The organism is Euzebyales bacterium (genome assembly GCA_035461305.1).
In the GTDB taxonomy this organism is placed as follows: Bacteria; Actinomycetota; Nitriliruptoria; order Euzebyales; family JAHELV01; genus JAHELV01.
Map to the genome: position 1 here is coordinate 12,722 of DATHVN010000090.1, position 26,261 is coordinate 38,982.

At 71.0% G+C, this 26,261-nt stretch carries 24 protein-coding genes; 10 read left to right on the forward strand and 14 right to left on the reverse strand.

The genetic code is table 11. The features are described from left to right. Positions 1-3: 3 nt before the first annotated feature. Positions 4-201, reverse strand: a complete 198-nt coding sequence (locus tag VK923_08480) for a hypothetical protein (protein ID HSJ44700.1) — start codon at positions 199-201, stop codon at positions 4-6. Positions 202-335: 134 nt separating this feature from the next. Here VK923_08480 and VK923_08485 point away from each other — a divergent pair, with 134 nt between their 5' ends. From VK923_08485 to VK923_08500, 4 genes are all read left to right on the forward strand, one after another. Beyond that, positions 336-707 carry an ATP-binding protein gene (locus VK923_08485; GenBank protein HSJ44701.1) on the forward strand — a complete coding sequence of 124 codons (372 nt, stop codon included), beginning with the start codon at positions 336-338 and terminating at the stop codon, positions 705-707. After that, positions 704-1,468 carry an RNA polymerase sigma factor SigF gene (locus tag VK923_08490; protein ID HSJ44702.1) on the forward strand — a complete coding sequence of 255 codons (765 nt, stop codon included), beginning with the start codon at positions 704-706 and terminating at the stop codon, positions 1,466-1,468. The genes VK923_08485 and VK923_08490 overlap by 4 nt, the downstream gene beginning before the upstream one ends. A 28-nt stretch (positions 1,469-1,496) precedes the next feature. After that, positions 1,497-2,405 (forward strand): diacylglycerol kinase family protein, encoded by a 909-nt coding sequence (locus VK923_08495; GenBank protein HSJ44703.1) that lies wholly within the window; start codon positions 1,497-1,499, stop codon positions 2,403-2,405. Positions 2,406-2,709: 304 nt separating this feature from the next. Then, the gene (locus VK923_08500) at positions 2,710-2,961 is read left to right on the forward strand and encodes a WhiB family transcriptional regulator (protein HSJ44704.1); all 252 of its coding nucleotides are present in this window, start codon (positions 2,710-2,712) and stop codon (positions 2,959-2,961) included. 198 nt (positions 2,962-3,159) lie between these two features. Here VK923_08500 and VK923_08505 read toward each other — a convergent pair whose 3' ends face one another. Next, entirely contained in the window at positions 3,160-6,057 is a 2,898-nt protein-coding gene (locus VK923_08505) for an ExeM/NucH family extracellular endonuclease (protein HSJ44705.1), read from the reverse strand. Between the two features lie 154 nt (positions 6,058-6,211). Here VK923_08505 and VK923_08510 point away from each other — a divergent pair, with 154 nt between their 5' ends. Then, complete coding sequence (locus VK923_08510; protein HSJ44706.1) at positions 6,212-7,354, forward strand: acyl-CoA dehydrogenase family protein; 1,143 nt, start codon at positions 6,212-6,214, stop codon at positions 7,352-7,354. A 357-nt stretch (positions 7,355-7,711) separates the two neighbouring features. Here the strand turns inward: VK923_08510 and VK923_08515 are convergent, their stop codons facing one another. The 10 genes from VK923_08515 to VK923_08560 form a co-directional block, all read right to left on the reverse strand. Next, the gene (locus VK923_08515) at positions 7,712-8,653 is read right to left on the reverse strand and encodes a type IV toxin-antitoxin system AbiEi family antitoxin domain-containing protein (GenBank protein HSJ44707.1); all 942 of its coding nucleotides are present in this window, start codon (positions 8,651-8,653) and stop codon (positions 7,712-7,714) included. A 543-nt stretch (positions 8,654-9,196) separates the two neighbouring features. Further along, positions 9,197-9,448: a hypothetical protein gene (locus VK923_08520; GenBank protein HSJ44708.1), complete on the reverse strand. Its 252-nt coding sequence runs from the start codon at positions 9,446-9,448 to the stop codon at positions 9,197-9,199. 224 nt (positions 9,449-9,672) lie between these two features. After that, on the reverse strand, positions 9,673-11,148 hold the full coding sequence (locus tag VK923_08525) for a histidine kinase N-terminal domain-containing protein (protein HSJ44709.1): 1,476 nt from the start codon (positions 11,146-11,148) through the stop codon (positions 9,673-9,675). A gap of 18 nt (positions 11,149-11,166) precedes the next feature. After that, positions 11,167-12,441 (reverse strand): NAD(P)H-hydrate epimerase, encoded by a 1,275-nt coding sequence (locus VK923_08530; protein HSJ44710.1) that lies wholly within the window; start codon positions 12,439-12,441, stop codon positions 11,167-11,169. Further along, the gene (locus VK923_08535; GenBank protein ID HSJ44711.1) at positions 12,438-13,391 is read right to left on the reverse strand and encodes a hypothetical protein; all 954 of its coding nucleotides are present in this window, start codon (positions 13,389-13,391) and stop codon (positions 12,438-12,440) included. Before VK923_08535 ends, VK923_08530 begins: the two co-directional genes overlap by 4 nt. Then, the gene (locus VK923_08540) at positions 13,381-13,935 is read right to left on the reverse strand and encodes a DUF501 domain-containing protein (GenBank protein ID HSJ44712.1); all 555 of its coding nucleotides are present in this window, start codon (positions 13,933-13,935) and stop codon (positions 13,381-13,383) included. The genes VK923_08535 and VK923_08540 overlap by 11 nt, the downstream gene beginning before the upstream one ends. Continuing rightward, positions 13,932-14,420: a GNAT family N-acetyltransferase gene (locus VK923_08545; GenBank protein HSJ44713.1), complete on the reverse strand. Its 489-nt coding sequence runs from the start codon at positions 14,418-14,420 to the stop codon at positions 13,932-13,934. The genes VK923_08540 and VK923_08545 overlap by 4 nt, the downstream gene beginning before the upstream one ends. A 7-nt stretch (positions 14,421-14,427) precedes the next feature. Next, positions 14,428-14,874, reverse strand: coding sequence for a septum formation initiator family protein (locus VK923_08550; protein HSJ44714.1), 447 nt, complete (start codon positions 14,872-14,874; stop codon positions 14,428-14,430). A 109-nt stretch (positions 14,875-14,983) separates the two neighbouring features. Beyond that, entirely contained in the window at positions 14,984-16,276 is a 1,293-nt protein-coding gene (gene eno, locus VK923_08555; protein ID HSJ44715.1) for a phosphopyruvate hydratase, read from the reverse strand. Positions 16,277-16,360: 84 nt separating this feature from the next. After that, positions 16,361-17,509 (reverse strand): 6-phosphofructokinase, encoded by a 1,149-nt coding sequence (locus tag VK923_08560; GenBank protein HSJ44716.1) that lies wholly within the window; start codon positions 17,507-17,509, stop codon positions 16,361-16,363. Between the two features lie 177 nt (positions 17,510-17,686). Between VK923_08560 and VK923_08565 the strand changes: the two genes are divergently transcribed. Further along, positions 17,687-18,661: an oxygenase MpaB family protein gene (locus VK923_08565; GenBank protein ID HSJ44717.1), complete on the forward strand. Its 975-nt coding sequence runs from the start codon at positions 17,687-17,689 to the stop codon at positions 18,659-18,661. A gap of 43 nt (positions 18,662-18,704) precedes the next feature. Here VK923_08565 and VK923_08570 read toward each other — a convergent pair whose 3' ends face one another. After that, entirely contained in the window at positions 18,705-20,939 is a 2,235-nt protein-coding gene (locus VK923_08570; protein ID HSJ44718.1) for a 6-phosphofructokinase, read from the reverse strand. A gap of 518 nt (positions 20,940-21,457) precedes the next feature. Here VK923_08570 and VK923_08575 point away from each other — a divergent pair. Both VK923_08575 and VK923_08580 read left to right on the forward strand, forming a co-directional pair. After that, complete coding sequence (locus tag VK923_08575; protein ID HSJ44719.1) at positions 21,458-21,871, forward strand: dienelactone hydrolase family protein; 414 nt, start codon at positions 21,458-21,460, stop codon at positions 21,869-21,871. Then, the gene (locus tag VK923_08580; GenBank protein ID HSJ44720.1) at positions 21,835-22,068 is read left to right on the forward strand and encodes a dienelactone hydrolase family protein; all 234 of its coding nucleotides are present in this window, start codon (positions 21,835-21,837) and stop codon (positions 22,066-22,068) included. Before VK923_08575 ends, VK923_08580 begins: the two co-directional genes overlap by 37 nt. Position 22,069: 1 nt before the next feature. On the opposite strand, the gene VK923_08585 is transcribed toward VK923_08580, so the two are convergent. Continuing rightward, a complete protein-coding gene (locus VK923_08585) occupies positions 22,070-22,417 on the reverse strand; it encodes a spore germination protein GerW family protein (GenBank protein ID HSJ44721.1) in 348 nt (115 codons plus the stop codon). Between the two features lie 212 nt (positions 22,418-22,629). On the opposite strand from VK923_08585, the gene VK923_08590 reads away from it, so the two are divergent. Together VK923_08590 and VK923_08595 are read left to right on the forward strand one after the other, a co-directional pair. Then, on the forward strand, positions 22,630-24,474 hold the full coding sequence (locus tag VK923_08590) for an ABC transporter ATP-binding protein (protein HSJ44722.1): 1,845 nt from the start codon (positions 22,630-22,632) through the stop codon (positions 24,472-24,474). Continuing rightward, the gene (locus VK923_08595) at positions 24,471-26,252 is read left to right on the forward strand and encodes an ABC transporter ATP-binding protein (protein HSJ44723.1); all 1,782 of its coding nucleotides are present in this window, start codon (positions 24,471-24,473) and stop codon (positions 26,250-26,252) included. The genes VK923_08590 and VK923_08595 overlap by 4 nt, the downstream gene beginning before the upstream one ends. Positions 26,253-26,261: the final 9 nt, after the last annotated feature.

Genomic DNA, 26,261 nt, shown 5'->3' on the forward strand with positions numbered 1-26,261 from the left:
CGGTCAGGTCGCCTGGCTGGACTCGGGCGAGGCCTCCCGCGCGATGCCCTCGAGCTGGGTGGCGATGTCGGCCAAGTGCATCGCCGCCATGTGCGCTTCGGACTCCTCCGCCTCGCGGGACAGCCCGAGCATCGAATCGCCGAGCTCGCGCAAGCGGTCCGACGCAAGGCCGCGGAAGTAGGTGTTGATGTCGATCGCCATCTCATCTCCACGGAGCCCTGCCGCAGCGGGCTCCCATTGTCGGTCATACAACGGTACGTGCGTGGTCAGATCGGTATTCTTCTTCCCGCTGGCCCTCGGAGGACCCCTTGGACGCACCAACTGTGACACTGCGTGTGCCGCCGCTCGCGGATCATCTCACGCTACTACGGACGGTCGTGAGCGGAATAGCTGCCCGGCGGGACTATACGCTGGAGCAGGTCGACGACCTACGAATGGCTGTAGAGGAGGCGGCGGTGCTGCTTCTACGTCATGGGGATGGAACGCCGTTGGAACTTCGGGCCGCGGTCGACGAGTACCAGTTGCAGGTCGAGCTGTCGACCAAGGTCTCGACACCCGAGACCGTCATCGATCCGTCGTCGTTCAGCTGGATGATCCTGCAGGCGCTGACTGACGGATTGTCCACCACGGTCGAGGGCACGACCGCCAGCCTCACACTCGTCAAGCAACGCCATCACGCCGACCACCACGCCGAGGGCCAAGGTTGAAGACGAGCTACACGCGCGACGACACCAAGGACCTGTTCGCGCAACTGCGCGAGACTGGTGATCCCGAGATCAGGGCCACGCTCGCCCGCCTGCACCTGCCCCTGGTCGAGTACCTGGCGAAGAGGTTCCGGGACCGCGGTGAGCCGCTCGACGACCTGATCCAGGTCGGCAGCGTCGGCCTGCTCAAGGCGATCGACCGCTTCGACCTCGAGCGCGGCGTGGAGTTCTCGACCTACGCCACCCCGACGATCGTCGGCGAGCTCAAGCGCTACTTCCGCGACAAGGGCTGGGCGATCCGCGTCCCGCGCCGGCTGCAGGAGCTCAGCCTGCGACTCAACAAGGTCGTGGCGACGCTGACCCAGCAGCTCGGGCGCTCGCCGACGGTCAGTGAGATCGCCAACCACGCCGGTGTGAGCGAGGAGGACGTGCTCGAGGCCCTCGAGAGCGGTCAGGCGTACTCGACGACCTCGCTGGACGCGCCGTCGGGCGCCGACGACGCCGACTCGCCCATGCGCCTCGACCGCATGGGCGAGGACGACATCGCGCTCGACAACCTCGAGTACTTCGCATCGCTGGCGCCGCTGATCGCGGAACTGCCCGAACGCGAGCGCACGATCCTGTTCCTGCGGTTCTTCCGCGGCATGACCCAGTCCCGCATCGCCGACCACGTCGGCATCAGCCAGATGCACGTGTCCCGCCTGCTCACACGGATCCTCGAGTTCCTGCGGCGGGGCATGGACAACGGCGACGCGAGCTTCTGAGAGGTCGGGAGAGGGCGAGGCGGACGCCGTGCGTGCGCTGCTGCTGTACAACCCCACCGCGACGACCACAAGCGCCGCGGTGATCGACGTCATCACCCGGGCGCTGGGCGGCGCGCTCGACCTCGAGGCGGTACCGACGAAGCGCCGCAACCACGCGGGGTTCCTTGGCGCCGGCGCTGCCGACGAGGGCTACGAGGTCGTCATCGTGCTCGGGGGCGACGGCACGGTCAACGAGGTCATCCAGGGCATCGCGAGGACCGGCGTCGCGCTGGCGATCATCCCCGGTGGCTCGACCAACGTGCTGGCCCGCAGCCTCGGACTGCCCAACGAGCCGATCGCGGCCACGACGGCCATCCTGCGCCACCTGGCCGACGACGAGGTGCGCACGGTGAACCTCGGCCTTGCGAACGACCGTTATTTCGCGTTCCACGCGGGGTTCGGCTTCGATGCCGACGTCGTCCGCCGGGTCGAGCAGCGCTACCACCTCAAGCGGACCGTCCGACAGGCGTCGTTCATCTGGTGCACGCTGCAGGCCGTCGCCGAGTCGTCCTCGACGCGCCGCGCACGCATCCGGGTGCGGACGGTGGACAACCCTCTGCTGTCCGAGCAGCGCTGGGTGGTGTGCGCGAACGCGCGGCCGTACACGTACCTGGGGCGCCGCGCAGCCGACCTGTGCCCGGTCGCGGACATCTCCGCCGACCTCGCCCTGACCGCCCTGTCACGGCTGTCGGCCATGGTGCTGTTGCGCGTTGCTCGGACCGCGCTGACCTCGGACGACGTCGGCCGGCTGCGCTTCGTCGACCTCCTTTCGGACCTGCCCGAGGTCATCTGCGAGTCGGACCGGCCACTGCCGCTGCAACTCGACGGCGACTACGTCGGCGAGACGGATCGTGTGGCGTTCCGCAGCGTCCGCGACGCGCTCCACGTGGTCGCCTGAGATCGGCCCGCCCGATCCACGGACCAACGGCACCGGGCTGGGAAACCGTGCCAGGCCCGGTTCGCACAATGAACGGGAGGTCGGGCTCCGCCGGACACAAAACCGGTCAACGTAGCATACGTCTCATGGGGGGTATCGGCCGAAAGAACAACCTTTACGGTCCTCCGAGGCGGGAGTACAGTCATCCACACAACGGGCTTGTGCTCCGTTTCACAAGGGATCGAGGGTCTGCGACGACCCGGAGACACCGGTCGCCACCACTCGATCCCGACACTGACTCTGGTGAGAAAGCGAGCATTCCGCTATGGACTGGCGACAGCGAGCTGCCTGCCTCGACGAGGACCCCGAACTGTTCTTCCCGGTGGGATCGACCGGGCCGGCGTTGGAGCAACTCGAGCGGGCCAAGCACGTGTGCCACGGGTGTGACGTCATCGAGGCCTGCCTCGAGTGGGCCCTCGAGACCAACCAGGACGCCGGTGTCTGGGGCGGGTTGAGCGAGGACGAGCGGCGGTCGCTGCGTCGCAGCCGTCAGCGTCGACGCCGTCTGGCGAGCTGACGCCGACGGCCACGATCACCGACAGGGACTGGCGGCCGCGCGGCGGCCGCCAGTCCCTCTTCCTTGGCGACATCGGCTGGGGATCCATGCAGCCCAGGGATCCGCGGCACCTCTCAGGCGCCGCGGCCCGCCGGTCATCCACCGGGTCCGTGGGTGCCGGCGGCCGGCGTGATGATCACGCCGGCCGCCCTGCCCGGGCTACGGGATGGCGGTGGCGTCGAACTGGGGTCCATCGTCGACCGCGTCGCCCCCGCGTCCGACGGGCACGGCCACGGTCATCTCGCCGCTGCAGCTGCCACCGGACGTGTCCGTCGCGGTGAAGCCGATCGTGTAGACCCGGCCGTTGCCGCCACCCACGCGCTCGGCACGGACCTCGGCCGTCCCGGTGCCGATCCCCCGGCCGTCAGGAGCGGTGTCGCCGCTGTCCGCCGCGTCGACCGCTTCGTCGGAGAAGATGCTGTCGACGGTGATCGTGACCGGGTCGCCCTCGGGGTCGGTGACCGCCTCCACGGTGATCGGGACGAACCGGTGGTTCGGCGGGAACAGCCGGTCTGGATCGGCCACAGCTGCGTCGCACACCGGTGACGCGTTGAGGTCCAGCCCCACGATCACCGGGTCGTGGTCCGACGACCGGTACGCGTTCGGTTCGTACAGTGCGTCCTGCCCGTCACTCTTGAACGTCGTGTCGTAGTCGAGGAGGTCGGGCTCGTCGGCGTTAATGTGCCACGCCGTGGCGTCCACGACCTGCGGGGTGAGCGTCCCGCTGGACAACGCGTAGTCGAGGTAACCGAGCAGCCCGTCGAACACGTACGTGTAGGCGAGCTCACCCTCGTAGGCGAAGAGCAGGTCGGTGTGGTCGTCGTCGGTCCCAGACACGTCGTCCGCGCCGTCGCGGACCGCGTCGATCGGGTCCTCCTTGTCGTAGCTGTTGAGGTCACCGACGATCAGGGTGTCCGCGTCGCCACTTCCGGTCGGGTCCGTCGCCAGCCAGTCGACGAGGGCCTCCGCGGCCTGCGTGCGGGTCTGGTTGCAGTTGCCCTGTCCGTCGCCGACGTCGGGGTCGCCGACGTCGTTGCAGTCCGAGCCCTTCGACTTGAGGTGGTTGACGGCGATCGTGAACACCCCGCCGTCACCGTCGGCGAAGGTCTGTGCGAGGACCGGCCGGTTGAACGTGCCGAGGAACCGCGGATCGACCGACGAGTCGAGGATCGCGAAGTCACCGACCGGCGTGACCGCCGCCGGCTTGTAGATGATGCCGACCTTGATCGCATCCGTGCCGATGGTGCCGGTGTCGATGTAGTCGTACGTCCCCGCACCGAGCTGGGCGTTCAGGCCCGCGACGATGTCGGCGAGCGGCGACACATCGGTCGTGTTCTCCATCTCGATGAGCCCGAACACGTCGGCCTCGACCTCGGCCAGCGCGGCCAGGATCTTGGCGCGCTGGCGCTCGAACTCCTCCGCATCGTCGGCGCCGCGGCACTCCTGGTCACGGAGCGGCCCACAGATGTCGTTCACTCCGTCGTCGAGCGTCAGGAAGTAGTTCAGCACATTGAACGTCGCCACGGTGACGTCGCCGCCGATGTCATCCGGCGCTGCGGGCCGTGGGTTCTCGACCGTGTGCTCCGCGGGTGCCGTCGGCTGGACGCGGTACAGGCCGAAGGTGTCGTCGATCACGCCGATCGTGCCGGTCAGGGTGTCGCCGCCGCGGAACCGGTTGGACAGCGAGAACGGCTCCCCGTTCGGATGGCGCGTGGCGGGGGGGTTCTGGACGCTCAGACCGTCGTCGAGCGTGATCCGGCGCAGCGCGATCTGCTTGGCGAGCGCGACAGCCGCAGACCCTGGCTCGACGACTGCGGTCGGCTGGAACAGGCGATCGTCGCCCAGGTCCGGGTCGTCGAACGGCAGCGACAGCACGATCTCACCGAAGCGGTCGTAGTTGAAGTACTCCGAGATGACGAGGTCCTGGGGGAAGGTCGCGCGCATTCCCTCGTAGCGCTCGTAGGCGTCCGGTGAGGAGACCGGCAGCTGCGCCGTCGCCGGCGTCGGAAGCGACGCCTCGCCACAGACCTCGAGCCCGCTCACGCCAGTCAGCTCGGTCAGCGACGACGCGCCGCCGGACGTCTCGAACTCGACCACGCTGACCAGCATGCGCACAACGTCGCCGACCGCCACGGCCGCGTCGTCGTCGAAGACGAACACACCCTCAGACGTCGCCGGGTCGTCGTCGGTGTCGTCCTCCTCTTCCTGGACGTAGAACCCCCCGAGATCGCCGTCCTCGCCGGTCGCGCCGGTCTGGAAGTCGCCGACCACGACTCCCTCGACAACGGCTCGCGCACCCACCAGCGGGCTGGTGGCGCCGTCGCCCTGCACGTCGTGGATGAGCGTCGCATCGTCGCCGCACGCACCCAGCACGACGCCATCGTCGAGCTCGGTCGTGTTCTCCGCGCCAGGCGTGTTCACCGCCTCGCCATCCTGCAGGGTGCCGGCGAACCCGGGGATGCCCGCGAGCTCGAAGTCGTTGCGCGTCCAGTCCGCGACCGCGTCGGTGTCGGTCGCGTCCGGGATGCGCGATGCGCCACCCGGCGCGAAGGACATGCCGTCGAAGCCCGATGTCAGCACCACATCGGTGTAGGTCCGGTCGCCGCTGCCGCCATCGGACGCCGCGACGGCGTCGACCAGCGTCGTCCACGGCGTCGTGTCGACCGTGCCGTCGTCGTCGGCGTCGAGGTCGTCGCCCAGGCTGCCACTGAAGCCCGCGACGAGCAGCAGCGTCACCGTGCCATTCTCGATCTCATTGTCCAAGAAGCCCGTGGTCCAGTAGCCGTCGGCGTTGGGGGCACCGACTGGGAGCACGGCGTCGACGGTGCCCGTGCCGCCGCCGTCGCCCTCGACCTCGAGCACCGTCAGGTCGCCGGGACCGTCGGACGCCAGTGCCGTCACCTCGACGTACTCGAAGGTGTCGGCCCCCGTGTGGTTCGCGACGAACTCGTTGATGACCGGACCAGCCGTCTGCGCGCTTGCCGCCCCCGGCAGCATCGTCGCCACCATGACGAGCGCCGTGCCGATGACCACGTGCACGGTCCGCCGAACACCCATGCCGCCGCTCCCCTGCTCCCGCTGGTGGGCGCTGACCGCACGCCCTGGCGTGGGGCACCATAGCAACCCGACCCGGCCGTTTGGTCAACTCCCCCGCGACGTACGCTGAGCGCAGCCGGTCACGCCGCTGACCGCGCCGCACCGAGGAGACCCCGTGAGCCTGTCGTTCGCCCTGGCACCCGAGCAGGAGGAGTTCCGCGCCGTCGTCGGCGACTTCGCCGACGAGGTGATCGCCCCAGTCGCCGACGACATCAACGCACAGGGCCGGTTCCCCACCGACATCGTCCGCCGCATGGCTGAGGTGGGCTTGTTCGGCATCCCGTTCGACGAGCGTTACGACGGCATGGGCGGGGACTTCCTGACGCTGTGCCTGGCGATCGAGGAGATCGGCCGCGTCGACCAGTCCCTGGGCATCACGCTCGAGGCCGCGGTGGGGCTCGGAGCGGCGCCGCTCGACGGGTTCGGCACCGACGAGCAGAAGGAGCGCTGGCTGCCGGAGCTGTGCCGCGGCGAGCGGATCGGCGCGTTCGGGCTGTCCGAGCCGGGCGGCGGATCCGACAACCTCGGCGGCACGACGACCCGTGCGGCGCGCGACGGCGACGACTGGGTCATCAACGGCTCGAAGGTGTTCATCACCAACGCGGGCACCGAGCTCACATCGATCATCACGGTCACGGCGTGGACCGGCGACGACGAGATGACCGCGATCATCGTGCCCGCCGGCGCGCCGGGGCTGACCGTCGCACCCCCCTACCGCAAGGTGGGCTGGCACGCATCGGACACCCGCGAACTGGCGTTCAGCGACCTGCGCGTCCCGGTCGCCAACACACTCGGCGAGGTCGGCGCGGGGTTCCGCCAGTTCCTGCAGATCCTCGACGACGGGCGCATCGCCATCGCGGCGCTGGCGACCGGCCTGATCCAGGGCTGCATCGACGAGTGCGTCCGCTACGCCTCCGAACGCACCGCGTTCGGACGCCCGATCGGCGAGCACCAGGCGATCGCCTTCAAGATCGCCGACTTCGAGGTCGCCGCGCAGGCATCACGGCACCTGTACTACAACGCCGCCTGGCGCCGGGAACAGGGCCTGCCCTACAAGAAGGAGGCGTCGATCGCGAAGCTGTACTCGTCCGAGCAGGCCGTCACGGCCGCGCGCGAGGCCACGCAGATCTTCGGCGGCTACGGCTTCATGACCGAGTCGCGCGTCGGTCGCTTCTACCAGGACGCCAAGGTGCTCGAGATCGGCGAGGGCACCTCGGAGATCCAGCGCATCCTGATCGCCCGCGAGCTCGGCCTGTAGACCCGCCTCCGACCCAGACCCCCGCCGCCACGATCGGCCCGGACCCGACCCCCACCCCGCCGCCAGATCGGCCCGGACCCGACCCCCACCCCGCCGCCACGATCGGCCTGGACCCGAGCCTCACCCCGCCACGATCGGCCCGGACCCGACCCTCACCCCGCCGCCACGATCGGCCCGGACCCGACCCCGCCCACGCCCGGACCGGACCCAGGTGCACTTCGGGTCGGATGCGACCTGATCCGCACCGGGGGCGCACGTCGGGCACGCGCGCCCATCGCCGCCACAACCGCCCCGGGTGCCCTACCGGCATACCTGACCACGCCCGCACTCAGGCGCATCCTCGGCACGTCGGCGGGCTCACGGGCCGAGTGCGGCGCACACCCTGGGCCACTCTTCCAGCGCCTGCCGCACCGCTGCGACGAAGCCCGGCCAGTCGCGGTCGTAGCGACGCCAACCGACACGCAGGCATCGCCACCGTGCCGTGGTGTATGCGTGGTCCTTGCGATGATCGAGATCGAGGGCACGCTGGTCGGCGTGGTGTGCCAGAGAGTCGCACTCGATGCACACCCGGGCCGAGGCGAACGTGATGTCGGGATGCAGCCGTCGCCCCTCCACGGTCACCGGTGTCGGTGTCGGGTCCGGGCTGAGACCATCTGCTACCAGCCGCCGGTGGACGAGGTCGGACAATACCGAATCGGCCCCGACCTCGGTGACGGCCGCGATCGCGTCGAGCAGCCGGCGGCGGCCGGGCAGCGTCGGCGTGGCCAGCGCCGCTCGTTCGCCCACCTCCGCCGGTTGAGCGATGCCGCGCTGACGGGCGTCGATCAGCATCGCGCGCAGTTCTGGGTCATCCAGGGTCGCGGGCGCCGCGTCGAGGAAGGCCCGCGGGGGTGTGGTGCACCGGAGGCCGCGCACGACGGTGATGTCATCAGTGCGCAGCGTGCGCGACCGGACCACGTCCACGGCATGCAGCCTCCGGGCCCGGCGGCCGTGCGGTACGACCAGCATCAGGCGCGCCGGCTGGCGGTCCACGACCCCATGCACGTGGAGTGCGGTCACACCGGTGGCCGCGGCGTGCGGGCCGACGGCCAGCAGTGCGGCGCTGAGACGCGGCATCGGCCCCCAGATCGCGCCCGGGACCACGTACACACCACGATGTGGCTGCTGCCACCGTTCGGATCGGACACGACGGGTGAACGTGCGGTCGTTGATCCCCCGCTGTCGAGCCTGGGCTCTCGCGATCACGCCCCACTGGTGCGTGGCGAGTTCGAACAGGGCGATCCACGAGTTGTCCGGCATGCCGCGCGACGATGCCCACTCTCGCGGTGGACGTCGAGCGCCGACCGCCTCTGGCCGTGGACAAGTGCGCGCCACAACAGCACCCGGGCGCGCTCCGAGCCAGATCCGACCGCAACCGCACCCGGGTACGGTTCGGGCGCCCCGGCCGGCGGGCGGGCAGTTCAGCGGGCGTGGTGGGACGTATGGCAGGTGGGTGGCACTTGCGCCGGCCGGGCTCGGCGACTGGCCGGCGTGGCGGAGGCGAAGCAGCGGGGGTAGCGGGACGCAGCGACGGGCCGGCGCAACGCGGCACGGGGACGCCCGCCGGGAGCGGGCGTCCCCCCGTCGCCCTACCGGCCGCGCAACCGCGGCCGCAGGATGAACAGCCCGCGATCCATGCTGCTCACGCCCCACGATCCCCTCCTGACGGAAGTAGGGGTAGTTGCTCCACGGCCCGCCCTCGAACGTCGGGCTGTCGTTCTCCGGATACATGTCGAAGTACGCGACCTGTGGCAGCTCTCCCTCAGCGACGTTGCTGGTATCGAAGACGCGATAGCCCGACGTCTAGTTCGCAGCGTGCAGGTAGCGGCCCTCGGTGTACTCGTTGTGCCCGATCGACGTGGTGCCGTGGTTGACATGCGGCGGCTCGCTCAATGTGTCAAGGTCGCGCACGTCGAAGATCCGGTCCGTCGTGCCCGCGACCTGCCCGAACTCCTCGTCGAGTTCGTCGTTGTGCAGGAAGTACTGCTGATCCGGCGTCAGCCACCCCTGATGGATGTAACCGTCATCTTCGTACTCGTACCGCGCCAGCGGCACCGGGTTGTCCTTGTCGGTGACGTCGACTAAGGATCATCGACGCCACGACGAACATTGCCAGTCGTTTCCGCATGTGAAGCCCCCTTGGCGAATGGTGCGGATCGCGCAGCTGATCATCAGGTACCAGGCGCCACTTGATGACAACACTTCGTTGAACCCGACGCCACACGAGTGAACCTGTGGCACGTCCATGACACGGCCCGTGCGGACCGCCGGAGGCTGGATCAGGCCGTGACCGGGCGCAGGGGGACGCGCAGCTCGACGATCGTGCCGGGGTCACCGCGGCACACCTCGAAGGTGCCTCCGAGCTCGGTCTCCAGCAGCGTCCTGGCGATCCGCAGGCCGAGGTTGGCGATGTCGTCGAGCGAGGTGCCTTCCGGCAGCCCCACGCCGTTGTCGGCGACCACGACGCGCAGCTCGTCGCCGCCGCGGTCGAAGTGGACCGACACGTGGGCGTCGCCCTTCGGCGGCTCCTGGTCGTAGGGGAACGCGTGCTCGACGCAGTTCTGCAGCAGCTCCGCGATCACGAGCGCCAGCGGCGTCGCCACCTCGGCCGACAGCTCGTCGGGATCACCGGTCAGCTCGAACTCGATCGGCATGTCGGGGCCGACCAGTCCCTGCGCAAGCATGTCGACGATGCGGTGGGTGATCTTGATGAACGGCACCCGCTGGCGCGCCTCCTCGCTCAGCGTCTCGTGCACGAGCGCGATCGACGTGATCCGCCGGACGCTCTCGCTCAGCGCGGCCCGCGCCTCGTCGCTCTTGAGCCTTCGAGCCTGCAGCCGCAGCAGCGCCGCGACGGTCTGCAGGTTGTTCTTGACGCGGTGGTGGATCTCCCGGATCGTGGCGTCCTTGACCATGAGCGCACGCTCGTGCTGGCGCAGCTCCGTCACCTCGCGCACCAGCAGCAGCGCGCCGATGATGCGGCGGTTGGCGATCAGCGGGATGAACCGGCGGATGACGACGGCGTCGTTGACCTCGACCTCGGCGTCGACGGGGATGCCCGTCCGCAGGCTCTCCAGCAGCTGGCGGGGCTCGGGATCCAGCCGCTCGATGTGCGAGCCCATCACCGAATCGAGGCTACCCAGACGCCGGTAGGCCGAGATGGCGTTCGGCGACGCGAACCCGACCACGCCGTCGGCGTCCACGCGGATGATGCCGTCCCCGACCCGCGGGGCGAGCTCACGCTCCTCGCGGCTGGCGTCCGGGTGCGGCAGCGTGCCCTCGGCCATCATCTGGGCCAGCTCGCCTGCGGTCTGCAGGTAGGTCAGCTCGAGCTGCGACGGCGCGCGGGCGGTCGACACGTTGGACTCCCGCGTGATGACCGCGATCACCTCACCGCGGAAGCGAATGGGAATCGCCTCCTCACGGACCGGGACACCGGTGGACCAGTCAGGGTCGGCATCGCGGATGACGCGCTGCTCGACCAGGGCCCGACCGACCATGGGTCGCGCGCTCGTCGGGAACACCTGGCCGACCAGGTCCTCGGTGTAGATCGTCTGGGTCGTGTAGGGCCGCATCTGGCCGACGCACAGGTACGCGGGGCTGCCGTCCGCTAGCTTGCAGCGCACCCACAGCAGCAGGTCGGCGAAGGACATGTCGGCGAGCGTCTGCCACTCCCCCAGCAGGGCCTGCAGGTGGTCGACCGCGTCGGCCGACAGCGCGCTGCGGTGCGCCAGCAGGTTCTCCAGCAGCGTCACGTCGCCACCCTCCCGTGTCTACTCACGCCAGCCACCCGCCGCGCTCGTCCGCTCGGGGCCACCGACGACTCGCACGACCTCGTCAGAGCCCGGCCGCCACAGGTACAGATCACCGACGAACGGCGACAGGCCCACGTGGTCCAACGCCGGCCACATGCCGTCGAGGGCCACCGTGACGGTCGCACTCACCGCGTCCCCGATCAGCCCCTCCGTTGGATGCACACCGCTGGGCAGGTCGACCGACAGGATCGGTGCGGTGTGAGCCCGCAGCGCCAACATCATCTCCAGCGGCGTCCCCCGCAACCGTCCCTGCAGTCCACCGCCGACCAGCGCGTCGATGAACAGGTCGGCCCCGGGCAGTGTGCCGGTGAACGGCACGGCAGGCGAACCGGCGTCCGCGGCCGCCGTGACGACGCTCACCCGCGCGCCCGTCGCGATCAGGAGGCGTGCGGCCGCGAGGCCGACCGCACCGGTCCCGCCTGTCCCGGCCAGGACCACGATGTGCCCCGCCGGCTCTGGCAGGCGGCCGACCGCCGCCGCGACCGCGCGTCCGGCGGCGTCGACGTTGGCGAGCGCGGGAGGTCCCGGCGCTGTGAGGCCGTGCCGCGGGCGGGTGGCGGTGCCGGGCAGACGCGCCGGGGCGACACGGCGCTCGAGGCGGGGATCCAGCCAGGGCATCACCTCCTGCTCGTCGGGCAGGTCACCTGGATCGGTCCCAGCGCGCCAGTCCGGTTCGAGCACGTCGAGCAGCACCGTCACGACCATGCCGGTGGCGCCCCAGAGGGTGTGGTCACCATCGAGCGCCCACGCCCACGACCAGCCGGTGGCCGACAGCCTGACCTTGCGCCAGCGTGACCGGTGGGTCAGGGCCGACAGCGGCGCGTGGACGATCGCCGCGACCTCCGCCTCCTGCGCCTCCAGCGGGTGAGGCGCGTGCCACCTGGCGACGACCGGCGCCATCCAGAACCGCGAGGGTGGGATGAAGAACGCTGGCAGGCGCCCGACGACCTCCACCGTCGAAGGCCGCAGACCGATCTCCTCGGCGGCTTCGCGCAGCGCCGCCGACCGGGTCGTCTCCCACGACTCCCGTCGCCCACCGGGGAACGAGACCTGCCCGGGATGCGTGGGCAGATCGTCGCGGCGGCGGGTGAGCACGAAGACCAGGTCGTCGTTGCGCTCCTCGAGCAGCACGAGCACCGCGCCGACCCGGGCGGTCGTCGCGCCGACATCCGTCGCACGCAGCTCGGCAAGGCCTGTTCGCAGCCTGTGCCACCGGCGCGCGTTGGCGCTCACGTCGCTCCGTCGATGGCCGCTGGAGGCCACGCGTCGGCGCCGACGCGTCGCGCGATGCCGTCGAGCAGGTCGGCGACCCGGACCTCGACCGCGTCGAAGCCGAACCGCGCCAGCAGGCGGCTGAGCAGCAGCGCACCCGCCACAATGACGTCCTCGCGGCCGGGGACGACGGGAGGCAGTGCCAGGCGCTGCGCGGCCGGCACCCAGGCCAGGTCCTCGATGACCTGCGCGACGTCGACGGACGACAGGACGGTGCCGTCGACCGCGTCGACGTCGGGAGCCGTCGCGCCGACCGCCACCGCGGCCACGGTCAGGGCGGTGCCCGCCACCGCGATCTGCGGGTGGCACCCGACGGCCGTGAACGCGTCGTCCTGGCGGGCGAGCACATCGTCGATCCCGTTCACCAGCGCCGCGTACTCGGCCACCGACGGCGGGTCGCCGTGCAGGTGTCGCTCGCGCAGGCGGACGCTGCCCACCTGCATGCTGACCCATCGGTCGACCCTGCCGTCGCCGCTGATCAGCTCGGTCGACCCACCGCCGATGTCACACACCACCCGGCGCCCGCTGGTTCCGGCCGTGGCCCCCTCGAAGGTCAGAGCCGCCTCCTGCGCACCGGTCAGGACCGTGACGTCGGCGCCCGTGATGTCGCGCACGGTGGTGAGGAACACCGCGGCGTCGGTCGCGTCGCGCACCGCACTGGTCGCTGTCATCGCGACGCGCACCGCCCCGGCGTCGCGCCACTGCCGGGCGTAATCGGCCAGCACGTCACCGACCCTGGTGATCGCGGCCTCAGACAGGCGTCCGGACGCGTCGACGCCAGCGCCCAGCCGTGTGAGCGCGGTTCGCCGCACGAGCGGATCCACGCCGCGGCCGTCGACGTGGGCGAGCAGCAGGCGCGTCGAGTTGGTACCGCAGTCGACGGCGGCCACGACGCGACGGTCAGCCGTCATCGGCGTCGTCGCCAACGCACGGACCGGGACACGGCATCGGCTCGTTCTGACGCGCAGCCCATGCTCCGACCGGGTTGTCCTGGGTCGCGAGGTGGTGTGCGTACAGCGCGTGCAGGCACTTGACCCTGCCGGGCATGCCGCCCGCACTGGGATCACCAGGGACTCGGGGTCCGAGCTCGCTGCGGAACGCCACGTAACGTTCGTGTGCCGCACGGTACGCGTCAGCGAGCACCTCGTCCTCTCCGAGCTGGGCGGTGAGGTCGCGCATGATCCCGCTGGCCTCGAGCCGCCCCATGGCCCGGCTCGCCAGCGGACAACTGAGCCAGAACACCGTCGGAAACGGCGTGCCGTCGTCGAGCTGCGGATCGACCCGCAGCACGGCGGGCAGGCCCCACGCGCACCGCACCGCGGTGGCCGACCGGCCCCGCAGCGGACGGCCGATCATGCGCGCCGCCAACTCGGCTTCTTCGGGGTCCATGGGTGCACGGGCCAGCTGCGCCGCGTACGACGCGTCGTCGGCCGGGCGGAGGGCGTCAGGGATCATCCGGACCACCCGTCGCCACCCGGGTCCCGTCGCATCGGGACGTGGGCGATGCCGTCCTCTACGAAGGCGGGGCCGTCGACGACGAAGCCGCGCCGACCGTACCAGCCGGTCAGGCGCGCCTGCACCGCAGCGACCACCGCGCCCGGCGCGGCCTCAACGGCGTGGCGGACCAGACAGTCCGCGAGGCCCTGCCCGCGCAGCTCCGGTGCGGTCACGACGCGCCCGATCCGCGTGACGTCGCCGCCCTCGTCGAGCGTCCGGACGTAGGCGCCCACCGCACCGTCGCCGCCGGCGATCCACAGGTGCCGCGTCGTCGGCTCGGTGTCACGTCCGTCAATGTCACGATAGGTGCACCGCTGCTCGACCACGAACACGTCCGAGCGCAGCCTCAGGATCGCGTACAGGGTCGCGACGTCCAGCTCGGCGAACGTCGCGGACCGCACCACCGTGTCGGCGGTCACCGGATCGCGCGCCGATCGTCTCATCGTCCGGTCACGAGGGCAGCATGTCGACGACCGCGTCGAGCAGCCATCGGTACCACGCGCGGTGTCCGGCGCTGTCCGGTGGCTCGCCGTCGGTGCGCAGTTCGTCCTCGGGCGTCACGACCACGTAGGCCGATTCGCCGCGCCGCACGAGGCCGAACCGGCTGCGCGCCAGCAGCTCGATGTGCTGGCGGTCCTGCAGCCCGGCCTTGCGGTGCTCGAGATCGGTGATGCTGGCGGTCAGCTGCGCCCTCGTGGCGCGCAGATACTCGACGCGCTGGGTGGCGGCGTCCAGGCTGCGGATCGGGGCCGCGGCCATGAAGCCGAGCAGGGCGAGCAGCGCCACCAGCCCGAGCACGAACCGCCGAGACGCGCTGACGGCGGCGACCAGCCGACGGCCCGCCGCCAGCGCGTGGCCGCGTGCCCGGTCGATGATGGAGCGGAGGGAAGAAGCCATGAGGCCGCGCTCCTGTCGGTTTCTGTCCGGCGGAGCCTCCCCGGACCGTTGGAAGTCGAGCGTCAGCGAGACGACCAGGGCTCGTGGAACCAGGCTCCGCGAAGTGTTCTCAGTCGTCGGGTCGGTGGTAGGTCCGCGGGAAGGCGTCGAGGCCCGCGTAGCGCGCGGCGTCGCCCAGCAGCTCCTCGATGCGCAGCAGCTGGTTGTACTTGGCGACCCGGTCCGTGCGGGCCGGAGCACCACTCTTGATCTGCCCTGCGTTGGTCGCGACCACCAGATCCGCGATCGTCGTGTCTTCGGTCTCGCCGGAGCGATGGCTCACCATGCAGGTCCACCCGGACCGGTGTGCGAGCTCCATCGTGTCCAGCGTCTCCGTCAGGGTACCGATCTGGTTGACTTTCACGAGGACGCTGTTCGCACTGCCCTCTGTGATACCCCGCCGGACCCGCTGTGAGTTGGTGACGAACAGGTCGTCGCCGACCAGCTGGCAGCGGTCTCCCACGCGAGCGGTGAGCCGTTGCCAGGCGCCCCAGTCCTCCTCGTCGAGCCCGTCCTCGATCGACACGATCGGGAACCGGTCGACCAGGTCGGACAACAGGTCGACCATCTCGTTCGACGACAGCTCGCGCCCCTCGCCGGCCAGGTTGTAGACGCCATCGTCGAAGAATTCGCTGGCGGCGACGTCCATGGCGAGGGCCACGTCGTCCCCGGGGGTGTAGCCGGCGTCGCTGATCGCCTCGACGATCAGGTCCAGCGCAGCGGTGTTCGACTCGAGCTCCGGTGCGAAGCCACCCTCGTCACCCAGTCCCGTCGACAGGCCCGAGGCCTTCAGCACGCCCTTGAGCGCGTGGTAGACCTCGGCGCCCATCCGCAGCGCGTCGGCGAACGTCGGCGCACCGACCGGAGCGATCATGAACTCCTGGAAGTCGACGTTGGAGTCGGCGTGCGAGCCGCCGTTGACGATGTTCATCATCGGCACGGGCAGCAGGTGCGCGTTGGGTCCGCCGAGGTAGGCGTACAGCGGCAGTGCCCGCGACTCGGCCGCCGCACGGGCGACCGCGAGGCTGACGCCCAGCAGCGCATTGGCTCCGAGGTTCGATTTGTCATCAGTGCCGTCGAGCGCCAGCAACGCCGCATCGACTGCACGCTGATCGGTGGCGTCCATGCCGACCACCTTGCCGGCGATGGTGTCGTTGACGTTGCTCACGGCGCTGGCAACGCCCTTGCCGCCGTAGCGTTCGCCGCCATCGCGAAGCTCGACGGCCTCGAACTGCCCTGTGGATGCGCCGCTGGGCACGATCGCTCGCCCGAACGCGCCGTCGATCAGCAGGCAGTCGACCTCGATGGTCGGGTTGCCGCGCGAGTCCAGCAGCTCACGTGCGCGAATACTCTCGATCTCCACTTGAGGTTCACACTCCTCGCCGACACGCCGCGTTTCATCACGGCTGGTCATTGTCCTTGCATGTACCGTGTGCGGTCTCACGTTCTAGTAGAGGAACATCGGCTTGCCACTGACGTGCCGGACCTTTGGCTGATACTGCTCCACGTCGTACAGCGCGTCGACGTCGACGCGCTTCGCGCCCTCGCCGGTCACCCCGATGGGCACGTTTGTGTAGGTCCCGCTGCGCAGCGCGACGAGACGTCCGCGCGAGCCCTCGACGGCCAGGTCGGCCGCCATCACCGCGTAGTTGGTCGCCACCATGAGGTCCAGCGAGTCCGGGGCACCGGATCGCATCAGGTAGCCCAGCGTCTGCGCCACGATGTCCTCACCGGTGTGGGCCTTGATCTCGGCGCCCAGCACTTCGCCGATGCCCCCGAGCTTGCGGTGCCCGTACGCGTCCGCCTCGCCGGAGACCAGCATCTGGCCGCCCTTGATCGTGGCGCCCTCCGACACCGTGACCATCGCGTAGTTGCTCGGGTTCGCACGCTTGTCGGTCATGAGGAGCTGCGAGAGCCTGTCGACATCCACCGGCACCTCCGAGATCACGGCGCGGTCGACGCCGGCCAGGTAGGCCGAGACCAGCGAGGTCTCACCCGAGTAGCGTCCGAACAGCTCGACGACAGCGATGCGCTCGTGCGAGCCGGTAGACGTGCGCAGCGAGTGGATGAACTGCACGCTGCGCGTGACCGCCGTGGAGAAGCCGATGCAGTAGTCGGTGCCGTGGACGTCGTTGTCCATCGTCTTGGGGATCGCGACGACCGGCACCCCCTCCTTGTGCATGCGCACCGCATAGGACAGCGTGTCGTCGCCTCCGATCGGGATGAGCGCGTCGATGCCGAGGCTCTCGATGACCGACAGCACGTGAGGCGTGAAGTCGAACGGACCGTCGCCGTCGGCCTGACCGGCCAGGAACGTCGGGACCTCCTTCGGTCGCACCCGGCCCGGGTTGGTCCGCGACGTATGCAGGAAGGTGCCGCCGGAGCGATCGACGCGCCGCACCACGTTGCGGTCCAGCGGCAGTGTGCTGTCCTTGATCGACATCGGATCGTCGGGCTGACACGCGAGCAGCCCGCCCCAGCCACGCCGGATGCCGAGCACCTCGTGGCCGTCGTCGATCACGCGGTTGACCACCGCCTTGATGCATGGGTTCAACCCTGGAACGTCCCCCCCACCCGTGAGGATCCCGATCCGCATGCCACCGTCCTTCGTCTGAGTCGTCTCGCGCGTCCGCTCGGTCGTGCACGCTACACCGCGCCGCCGTCGGGGCCGACCCTCGGCGTCGCGGCCACACCGCTGGCCGCCTCGCGGTACCGCTACGGTGGCTGTGTGACAGCCATCGACTGGTTGGGTGGACCGAGGCCGGTGCAACCGGTGACCGCTGTCGCCGCAACCGTACCCAACGGGGTGCCCGTCCTACGCGATGGGATCCAGACGATCATGCGACGGGTGTTCGGCGCCCGCCGCCCCAGCCCTCCGGGTGACCATGACCCGGGCCTGTGCGGGCCAGGGTCGCCGTCGTGGACGATCATCGCCGAGCCCGCGGCGATCGCCGGTGGCGTCCGTGCCCTGCTGCTCCAGACGCTGCACCCGCTCGCGATGGCGGGTATCGCGAGCCACTCGCGTTACCGCGAGGACCCGCTGGCGCGGCTGCAGTCGACGTCGCGCTGGGTGACCACGTCGACCTTCGGCACGACCGCCGAGGTCCTCGGCGCGGCACAGGCCGTGCGCCGGGCCCACCGTGTGGTCCGGGGCACGGCGCCGGACGGCCGCCCCTACCGCGCAGGCGACCCTGCGCTGCTCGGGTGGGTGTCGATGGCCCTGACGTCGTCGTTCCTCACCGCCGACCGCCTGTGGTCGCCCGACCCGGTGGGGTCCGACGCGGCGGACCGGTTCGTGGCCGAGCAGTCGCGGATGGCAGCCCTGCTCGACGAGCGGGTGCCGCTGGCGCCGTTGCTGCGCGCCCCCGACGCAGCCGACCTGCTGCGTGCCGGTGACGTCGATCTGCCCCTGCTCGACGAGCTGCCGCGGACGGTGGCCGAGCTGACGACCGCACTGGACGACATCGCGCCGGAGCTGGCGGTCGGTGTGCAGGCCCGCGACGCGGTGCGCTTCCTGCGCTGGCCACCCCTTGCACCCGCTCTCCGCGCCGCCTACCTGCCGCTGTTCGCCGGTGCCGCCGGCTCGCTGCCGGGCGTCCACCGCAGGATGCTGCACCTGTCGGCGGGCCGGCTCGCGGCGCGCGTGGCTGTCGCCAACGCCGGTAACCTTCTCGGCGTGCTGCGCTCTGCGGTGGGCCGCTCCCCGGCCTACACGTTCGCGACGGCGCGGGTGACGACGGCCGCCTGACCGGACGCGGCGGCGCTCCCGGTCGGCGACGGATCGGCACGGGTCACGGGGCCGTCCCTCCGACCATGACCCGGGCGAGCGGTCGGCGGCGCATCCACCGCTGCTCGAGGGGGCGCTGGACGCCGGTCTCGACGAGCGTGGGATACGAGGTGAGGTCGGTGAACTGCACCCTGCCGGACTGCAGGCCGATCATGGCCCCCGCGCGTCCCTCCGACTCCAGCTGCTCGGTGAGGAAGTCGATGCACCTCGCGGTCAGCCGCGTCGCCTGGATGCGGTCGAACGGTGACGGGTCCCCACCCTCCTGGACGTGGCCGAGGATGGCCTCGCGGGCGTCGAACAGCTCGCCGCCCTCCTTGGCGAACAGCGCGTGGATGAAGCCGGTCGTGTACACGGGCTCGGCGTTCTCGCCGCGGATCACCAGACCGAGGCGCTTGCCGCGGCGGAAGCCGGCCGCGAGGGCACCGACATCGGTCGCGAGATCGGCGAGCGTGATGCCCTCCTCGGGCATGTACACCCGTTCCGCCCCAGTCGACAGCCCACTCATCAACGCCAGGTAGCCGCAGTCGTGGCCCATGACCTCGACGACGAAGCACCGGCGCGAGGCGACTGCGGACTGCTTGATCTTGTCGACGTCGCTGACGATGCTGTTGAGCGCGGTGTCGCTGCCGATGCTCAGCTCTGACGCGGGCAGGTCGTTGTTGATCGAGGCCGGCAGGCACACGATCGGGATGTCGAGCGCGGCGTGCTGCCGGCGTGCCGTGTGGAGCACGTGCGCGGCCTCGTATCCTGCCCATCCGCCGACCATCAGCAGCGCGTCGATCCGGTGCGCCGCAACCTGCTCGGCGATCCGCACGACCGCAGCGCGGTCCGGGACGTAGCGGTTGGTGCCGATCTCGGCACCCCCGTGCGACACCCATCCACTGACGCTCATCCACTCCATCTCGTTGATGTCGCCGTCGTGCAGCCCTCGGAAGCCGTTGCTGACCGCCAGCATGGTGTGGCCGTGGTTGAGGCCGAGGCGCACGGCGACCCGGACCGAGGTGTTCATGCCGGGCGACGGTCCCCCGCCGTGGACGACGGCGACGCGGCGTCGACGTCCGGCAGTCGCGGGCGCCCGCGGGGTGGCCTGCACGAGCGTCCGCAGGATGCCGAACGACTCCCGGAAACTCCCCCCACGCAGCCGCATCGCGATGTCGTAGTCCTGCTTGTCGATGAGGTCGGCGACGGCATGGGTCCGCTCGACGCAGTCCATCAGCGGCGAGCTGATGACCTGGTGCTCCCGGATGCCGATGAGCTGCGCCGGTGCGCCCGGCGCGTCCCTGAGCAGCTGCTCGACGGCCGCGTACCCGAGCAGCGTGCTCAGGTAGCGGTCGAACGCGCTCGGCGCGCCGCCGCGCTGGACGTGGCCCAGGATCGTGATCCGCACGTCCTCGCCAAGTGTGTCCTCGAGGATCCGCTTGACATCGTTGGCGGTGATCGGGTTGCCTTGGCGGTCCTGCGCGCCCTCGGCGACCATGACGACGTTCTGCCGCCTGCCGATGCGACGTCCGGCCCGCAGCGCCGCGCACATGACGTCGGCCCAGTCGTCGGTGTCCGGCGGATGCTCGGGGATGAGGACCCAGTTGGCGCCGGTCGCCAGCGACGCCATCAGCGCCAGGTAGCCGCAGTGGCGCCCCATCACCTCCACCACGAAGGTGCGCTGGTGGCTAGACGCGGTGCTGTGGAGGGCGTCCAGCGCCTCGGTGATGCGGTGCAGCGCGCTGTCGGCGCCGATCGTCATGTCCGTGCCGAACATGTCGTTGTCGATGGAGCCGACGAGCCCGACCAGGCGCAGGAACGGATGCGCGTCGGCCAGATCGGCGTCGGCCTGCCCCGCGTCGACGAGCTCTGACAGCAGGCCCGGCCATTCCTCACGGAACAGGTTGGCGCCTGTCAGGCTGCCGTCTCCTCCGATCACCACGAGCGCGTCGATGCCGTGCTCGAGCAGGTTGCGTGCCGCGTGCAGCCGACCCTGTCGCTCACGGAACTCGGCGGACCTCGCCGTGCCGATCACCGTGCCGCCGCGGTGCAGGATGCCACCGACGTCTGACGATGCGAAACGCTTGATGGCGGGACCGCCGTCCACCAGACCGCGGTACCCCTCGTAGATCGCGTACACGTCGACCCCGTGGTGCAGTGCCGTGCGGACCACCGCGCGCACGGCTGGGTTCATCCCCTGCGCGTCGCCGCCACTGGTGAGCACGGCGATCCGCGTCGGGGGCCCTGCAGCCTCGCTCATGATCTCCTCCCGGTCCTGCCGTCAGGGACGGTGCTCAGTTGGGGGTACGATCGCACAGCTCCGCGTCGCCCGCGCCGCGCTGGGGTCTTCGTACCCGAGGTGCCGACGCGCCACCCACCGAGCCGGACGCCGCGTGCGCCAGCGCATCCCCGGCTCGCCCCACGGGCACGGGTTCAGGGCATGCGGAAGCATCCCGCTGACGCTGTCGGCACAAGCGTCACTCCCCTCGGGATGGACGATCCGCCGGCGGCGCCCGGCGGTGCCTGGCCAAACGCCGTGCCACTCGTCCGCCCTGCGCCGCGTCGTTCGACCGTGGACACTTCCCGCGGTCGGTCGACAGGGGCGGCGGCGACCGCGTGGAACGCGACGCGGCCACCGACCGATCACGCACGACGACACCGAGGAGGAGATGGCCACCAGCGACGTGACGGTCGCCGCGGGCACCGAGGTCGTGCCCGTCCACCTCGCCACACCGCCGGGCACCGGGCCGTGGCGCGGGGTCGTGCATCCACGACGCGCTGGGCATGACGACGGACCGGCGCAACCAGGCGGGCTGGCTGGCGGACGCCGGATACCTCGCGGCCGCCCCGGACCTGTACCACCGCGGTGGGCGGCTGCGGTGCATGTTCGCGACGATCCGGGACGCTGCCCGCCGTTCCGGTCCCGCCTTCGACGACCTCGACGCCGTCCGGTCATGGCTGGCAGCGCGTGACGACTGCACCGACCGGGTCGGTGTGATCGGGTTCTGCATGGGCGGCGGGTTCGCGCTCCTGCTCGCAGCAGCCCGCGGCTACGACGCCTCGAGCGTGAATTACGGGTCGTGGCTGACGACGCCGAGGAGCTGCTGCGCGGCGGGTGTCCGATCGTCGGCAGCTTCGGCGCGCGGGACCCCTCCATGGGTGACGGACCTCGGCGGCTGGAGCACGCGCTGACCGTCAACGGCGTTGACCACGACATCGCGACCTACCCCCGCGCGGGCCACTCGTTCCTCAACGACCACGATCCCGACGAGATGCCACGCTGGGCGCTGGTGGCCGGTGCGCTGGCACGGTCGGCGTACCACGAGCCGTCTGCCCGCGACGCACGACGGCGCATCGTCGCGTTCTTCGACGCGCACCTGCGGGAGTGAGTCACGCCGCGCGTGCGGAGCGCCGGCGCCGCTCCCGCGACACGGCGAGGATGAGGACGATCAGCACGATGTTGCCCCAGACGGCCAGGCGCGTGACGTCGATGGCGGGCCGCCACGACACCTGTCCATCGCTGATCACGTAGGCGCCGATCGGCCGGCCACCTCCGCCGAAGCCGCCGCCCTCGCCCCTGCCGCCATGCTCGGGGTCATCGCCGCTGCCGCCACCCGCGCCGGCCCCCACGGCAGCGACGGGGATGACGGTCACACCATCGCGGACGTAGGGCTCACCGAACACCCGCCGCACGTCGATCGCCTGCTGGACCCGCTCGACCATGTCCTCGAACGCCATGCCGGTCACCTCACTGGAACGACCACCCGCACGGAGTATCGATCGGTGCGCACCTGGCGCGCAGGGGCGAACGTCACCCTCAGTCAGGACCATCGGGGCCGCCGGTCGGCACCGGGGGAGCCGCACGCCGACCGGCGGGACCCGGCATACAGTGGTGGATTGCCGCCTCGGCCCGCGCCGCCATCCTCTCCCGGAAGGTCGCTTCCGCACGCATGTCCCCGTCGATCCGCCCCGCCACGGTCGTCCGGACCGGCCTGCGTGTGGTGGCCGCGCACGTGCGCGGCCGTCCGCGGCCGTTCGTGGTCGCACTCATCGGGTCGCTGCTGTTCGCCGGTGGCATCGTCGCCTCGTCGCTGGTGCTGGGATGGGTCACGGACGGGCTGATCGTTCCGGTGACGCGCGGTACGGGCGATCCCGGGCGGATCAGGCTCGCGGTCGCTCTGATCGTCGGCGTGGGCATCGGCAAGGCGGTGGGCGTGACGATGCGCCGTGCAGCCGCCGCGGCGTTGCAGTACGGGACCAAGAACGACCTGCGGGAGCGCATCGTCGATCACCAGCTCCAGTTGACCATGCGTTGGTACGAGCGGCATGCGACAGGCGACCTGCTGTCGATCGCCGAGGCCGACACCACACAGGCCACCTACGTGCTGGCCCCCCTGCCCTACGGCGTCGGCGCAGCGGCGCTGCTCGTCGGGTCGGCGGCGCTCATCACCGCAACCGATCCCTGGCTCGGCGTCGCGGCGATCGTGTGGGTCGCGGTGAGCGTCGCCATCAACGTGCGCGGCAGCTGGCGGATGGCACATCTCGGCCAGCAGGTCCAGCGGATGCGCGGCACGGTGGCCACGACCGCCCACGAGAGCTTCGACGGTGCGCTGACCGTCAAGGCGCTCGGACGCGAGGAGCACGAGGTCGCTCGCCTTCGTCACGACGCGGAGGGGCTCCGCGACCACCTGGTCGACCTGGGCATCCTGCGCGCGTGGTTCAACGCGGCGCAGGAGGTGCTGCCCGGGCTGATCACCGTCGTGGTGGTGGTGCTCGGCGCCTGGCGGATCTCGGTCGATGCGATCACGGCCGGTGAGCTGGTCCGGGTCACCTTCCTGTTGTCGCTTGTGCTGCTGCCGTCCCGGCTGATCGGGTTCACGCTGTGGCAGCTGGGCGACAGCGTGCCGGCGTGGGACCGCGTGCAGTCCGTGCTCGGGGCCGACGACCGCATCGCCTATGGGCAGCGCCGGGCGACGCCGGGCACGGGCCCGGCACCCGTCGCCAGCGTCGACGTCGGCTTCGCCTACGGCGACGGCCGCGCCGTACTCGACGGTGTCTGCCTGGACATACCCCCCGGCAGGACGGTCGCCGTGGTCGGCCCGACCGGGTCCGGCAAGACCACGCTGACCCTGCTGCTGGCCCGCCTGTGGGATCCTGTCTCCGGCGCGATCAGGGTGGACGGGCGCGATGTGCGGGAGTTCGCTCCAGGTGAGCTCGCGCGCGAGCTGGCGTACGTCGCCCAGGACGGCTTCCTGTTCGACGACACGGTCCGCGGCAACATCGCCCTGCACCACGACCTGGCCGACGACGAGGTGCGCGCCGCGGCCGGGCTGGCCCGTGCCGACGGCTTCGTCATGGCGCTGCCCGACGGCTACGACACCCGCATCGGCGAGCGGGGCGTGGCACTGTCTGGCGGCCAGCGGCAGCGCCTCGCACTCGCGCGGGCGCTGGCGCAGCGCCCGCGCCTGCTGATCCTCGACGACGCGACCTCGGCGGTCGACCCCTCGATCGAGGCGGAGATCCTGCGTGGCCTGGGCGACGCCGAGCTGCCGGCCACGGTGTTGATCGTCGCCTACCGCCCGTCGAGCATCGCGCTCGCAGACGAGGTCGCCTTCGTCGACGGGGGCCGGATCGTCGCGCACGACCGCCACGAGGTGCTCCTGCGCGAGGTGCCCGCGTACGCCCGGCTACTGCGCGCCTATGAGCACGACGCGCTGCGCCGCGCGCGCGACGGCGCTGGACGCCCGGCCGCGCCCCTCGCGATGCCGGGGCCCGATGGGCGTGGTGCGCCGTGAGCGGCGCGACCCGAGCCGACGACGCGCCGATCAGCACGACCGCCGCGCTGCGCCGCGCGCTCGCGCTGGCACCGACGCTGCGCAGGGGCCTGCTGGCAACCGTCGCGTTCGGGTTCGTCGGCGCGATCGGCCGCCTGGTGGTGCCTGTCAGCCTGCAGGTCGTCATTGACCGGTATGTGCTGGCGCCGGATGGGGTCGACATCCGTGCCGTCGCGGCGCTCGGCGGCGTCGCGCTGATTGTGCTCACGCTGACAGCGTTCGCGAACCGTCACGCACAGGTGCGCATGAGCACCGCATCGGCCAACGGGCTCTGCGAGCTGCGCGTGATGACGTTCGCCCACCTGCACCGCCTGTCGCTGCTGCACGTCCAGGGCGAGCGGCGCGGTGCGCTCGTCGCCCGCGTGACTTCGGACGTCCAGGAGATCCAGCAGTTCCTCGGGTGGGGCGGCATCAACCTCATCCTGGGCGTCCTGCGAGTCACTCTGGTCATGGCGGTGATGCTGGTCTACCGCTGGGAGCTCGCGCTGGTCGTCGCCGGCATCACGTTCGGCTACGGCCTGGTGCTGCGCTGGTTCCAGCGGATGCTGCAGCGCGCGTACGACCAGGTCCGCGTACGCGTCGCCGACAGCATGGCCGCGATCGGCGAGGCGATCGCAGGCCTGCCGACCGTGCGGGCCTACGGCGCGGAGCAGCGCACGCGCCGGCGGCTGCGTCACCGGCTGACCGCCCAGTTCACAGCCGAGTACCGCACGCACCGCACCGCGGCGGCACTGTTCAGCAGCGGCGAGATCTTCTCCGCGCTGGTCCAGGCCATGGTCCTCGTCGTCGGCCTGTTCGCCGTCGAGGTGTCCGCCGGCACGCTGATCGCGTTCCTGTTCCTGGTCAACCAGTTCATCGAGCCCGTCCAGATGCTGGTCGAGACGCTCGATCAGGCACAGGTGGCGGCGTCGGGCGTGCGCCGGATCCTGCGGGTGCTCGACATCGCGCCCGACCTCGACGAGCGCGAGGACGGGCGCGACCTTCCCAACGGTGGGCTGTCGGTCGTCGCCGACGGCGTCGGCTTCGCCTACGGCGCCGGGGTCGAGGTCCTCCACGACGTGAGCGTCGACATCGCGGCGGGCGATCGAGTCGCGATCGTCGGCGAGACGGGCTCGGGCAAGACGACGTTCGCCAAGCTGCTGGTCCGGCTGCTGCGACCCGGCACCGGTCGCATCCTGATCGGCGGCGTGCCGCTGGACGAGGTCGGGTCGGCCGCACTACGCGAGCACGTCGCGTTCGTCCCGCAGGAGGGCTTCCTGTTCGACGGCTCGCTGGCCGACAACGTCCGCTACGGACGTCCCGGTGCCACCGACGAGGAGGTCCGCCGGGCGTTCACCGACCTCGACCTCGACGACTGGCTCGGCTCGAGGGGCGGCGGCATCGACAGCCAGGTCGGGCAGCGCGGCACCCAGCTGTCGGCCGGCGAGCGGCAGCTGGTCGCGTTGGTGCGGGCCTGGATCGCCAACCCGGACGTCCTGGTGCTCGACGAGGCCACCTCGGCCGTCGACCCGGCGCTGGACGTCCAGCTGCGCCGCGCCATCGAGCACCTGACATCAGGACGGACGAGCATCACGATCGCCCACCGGCTCGCGACGGCAGAGAGCGCCGACACCGTCATCGTCTTCGACGCCGGGCGAATCGTGGCGACCGGAACGCACGCCGACCTGCTTGCCGGCAGCGACGTCTACCGCGCGCTCCACGCCGACTGGACGGCCGGCACCACCCTCGCGCCGTCCTGACCGGCAGGG

Bases quoted from the DNA above. Each gene is read 5' to 3' on its own strand.
- VK923_08505 (HSJ44705.1), bottom strand. From the start codon at position 6,057: ATGGGTGTTCGGCGGACCGTGCACGTGGTCATCGGCACGGCGCTCGTC.
- VK923_08580 (HSJ44720.1), top strand. From the start codon at position 21,835: ATGGGTGACGGACCTCGGCGGCTGGAGCACGCGCTGACCGTCAACGGC.
- VK923_08480 (HSJ44700.1), bottom strand. From the start codon at position 201: ATGGCGATCGACATCAACACCTACTTCCGCGGCCTTGCGTCGGACCGC.
- VK923_08535 (HSJ44711.1), bottom strand. From the start codon at position 13,391: ATGACGGCTGACCGTCGCGTCGTGGCCGCCGTCGACTGCGGTACCAAC.
- VK923_08500 (HSJ44704.1), top strand. From the start codon at position 2,710: ATGGACTGGCGACAGCGAGCTGCCTGCCTCGACGAGGACCCCGAACTG.
- VK923_08540 (HSJ44712.1), bottom strand. From the start codon at position 13,935: ATGATCCCTGACGCCCTCCGCCCGGCCGACGACGCGTCGTACGCGGCG.
- VK923_08515 (HSJ44707.1), bottom strand. From the start codon at position 8,653: ATGCCGGACAACTCGTGGATCGCCCTGTTCGAACTCGCCACGCACCAG.
- VK923_08585 (HSJ44721.1), bottom strand. From the start codon at position 22,417: ATGGCGTTCGAGGACATGGTCGAGCGGGTCCAGCAGGCGATCGACGTG.
- VK923_08550 (HSJ44714.1), bottom strand. From the start codon at position 14,874: ATGGCTTCTTCCCTCCGCTCCATCATCGACCGGGCACGCGGCCACGCG.
- VK923_08545 (HSJ44713.1), bottom strand. From the start codon at position 14,420: ATGAGACGATCGGCGCGCGATCCGGTGACCGCCGACACGGTGGTGCGG.
- VK923_08570 (HSJ44718.1), bottom strand. From the start codon at position 20,939: ATGAGCGAGGCTGCAGGGCCCCCGACGCGGATCGCCGTGCTCACCAGT.
- VK923_08590 (HSJ44722.1), top strand. From the start codon at position 22,630: ATGTCCCCGTCGATCCGCCCCGCCACGGTCGTCCGGACCGGCCTGCGT.
- VK923_08560 (HSJ44716.1), bottom strand. From the start codon at position 17,509: ATGCGGATCGGGATCCTCACGGGTGGGGGGGACGTTCCAGGGTTGAAC.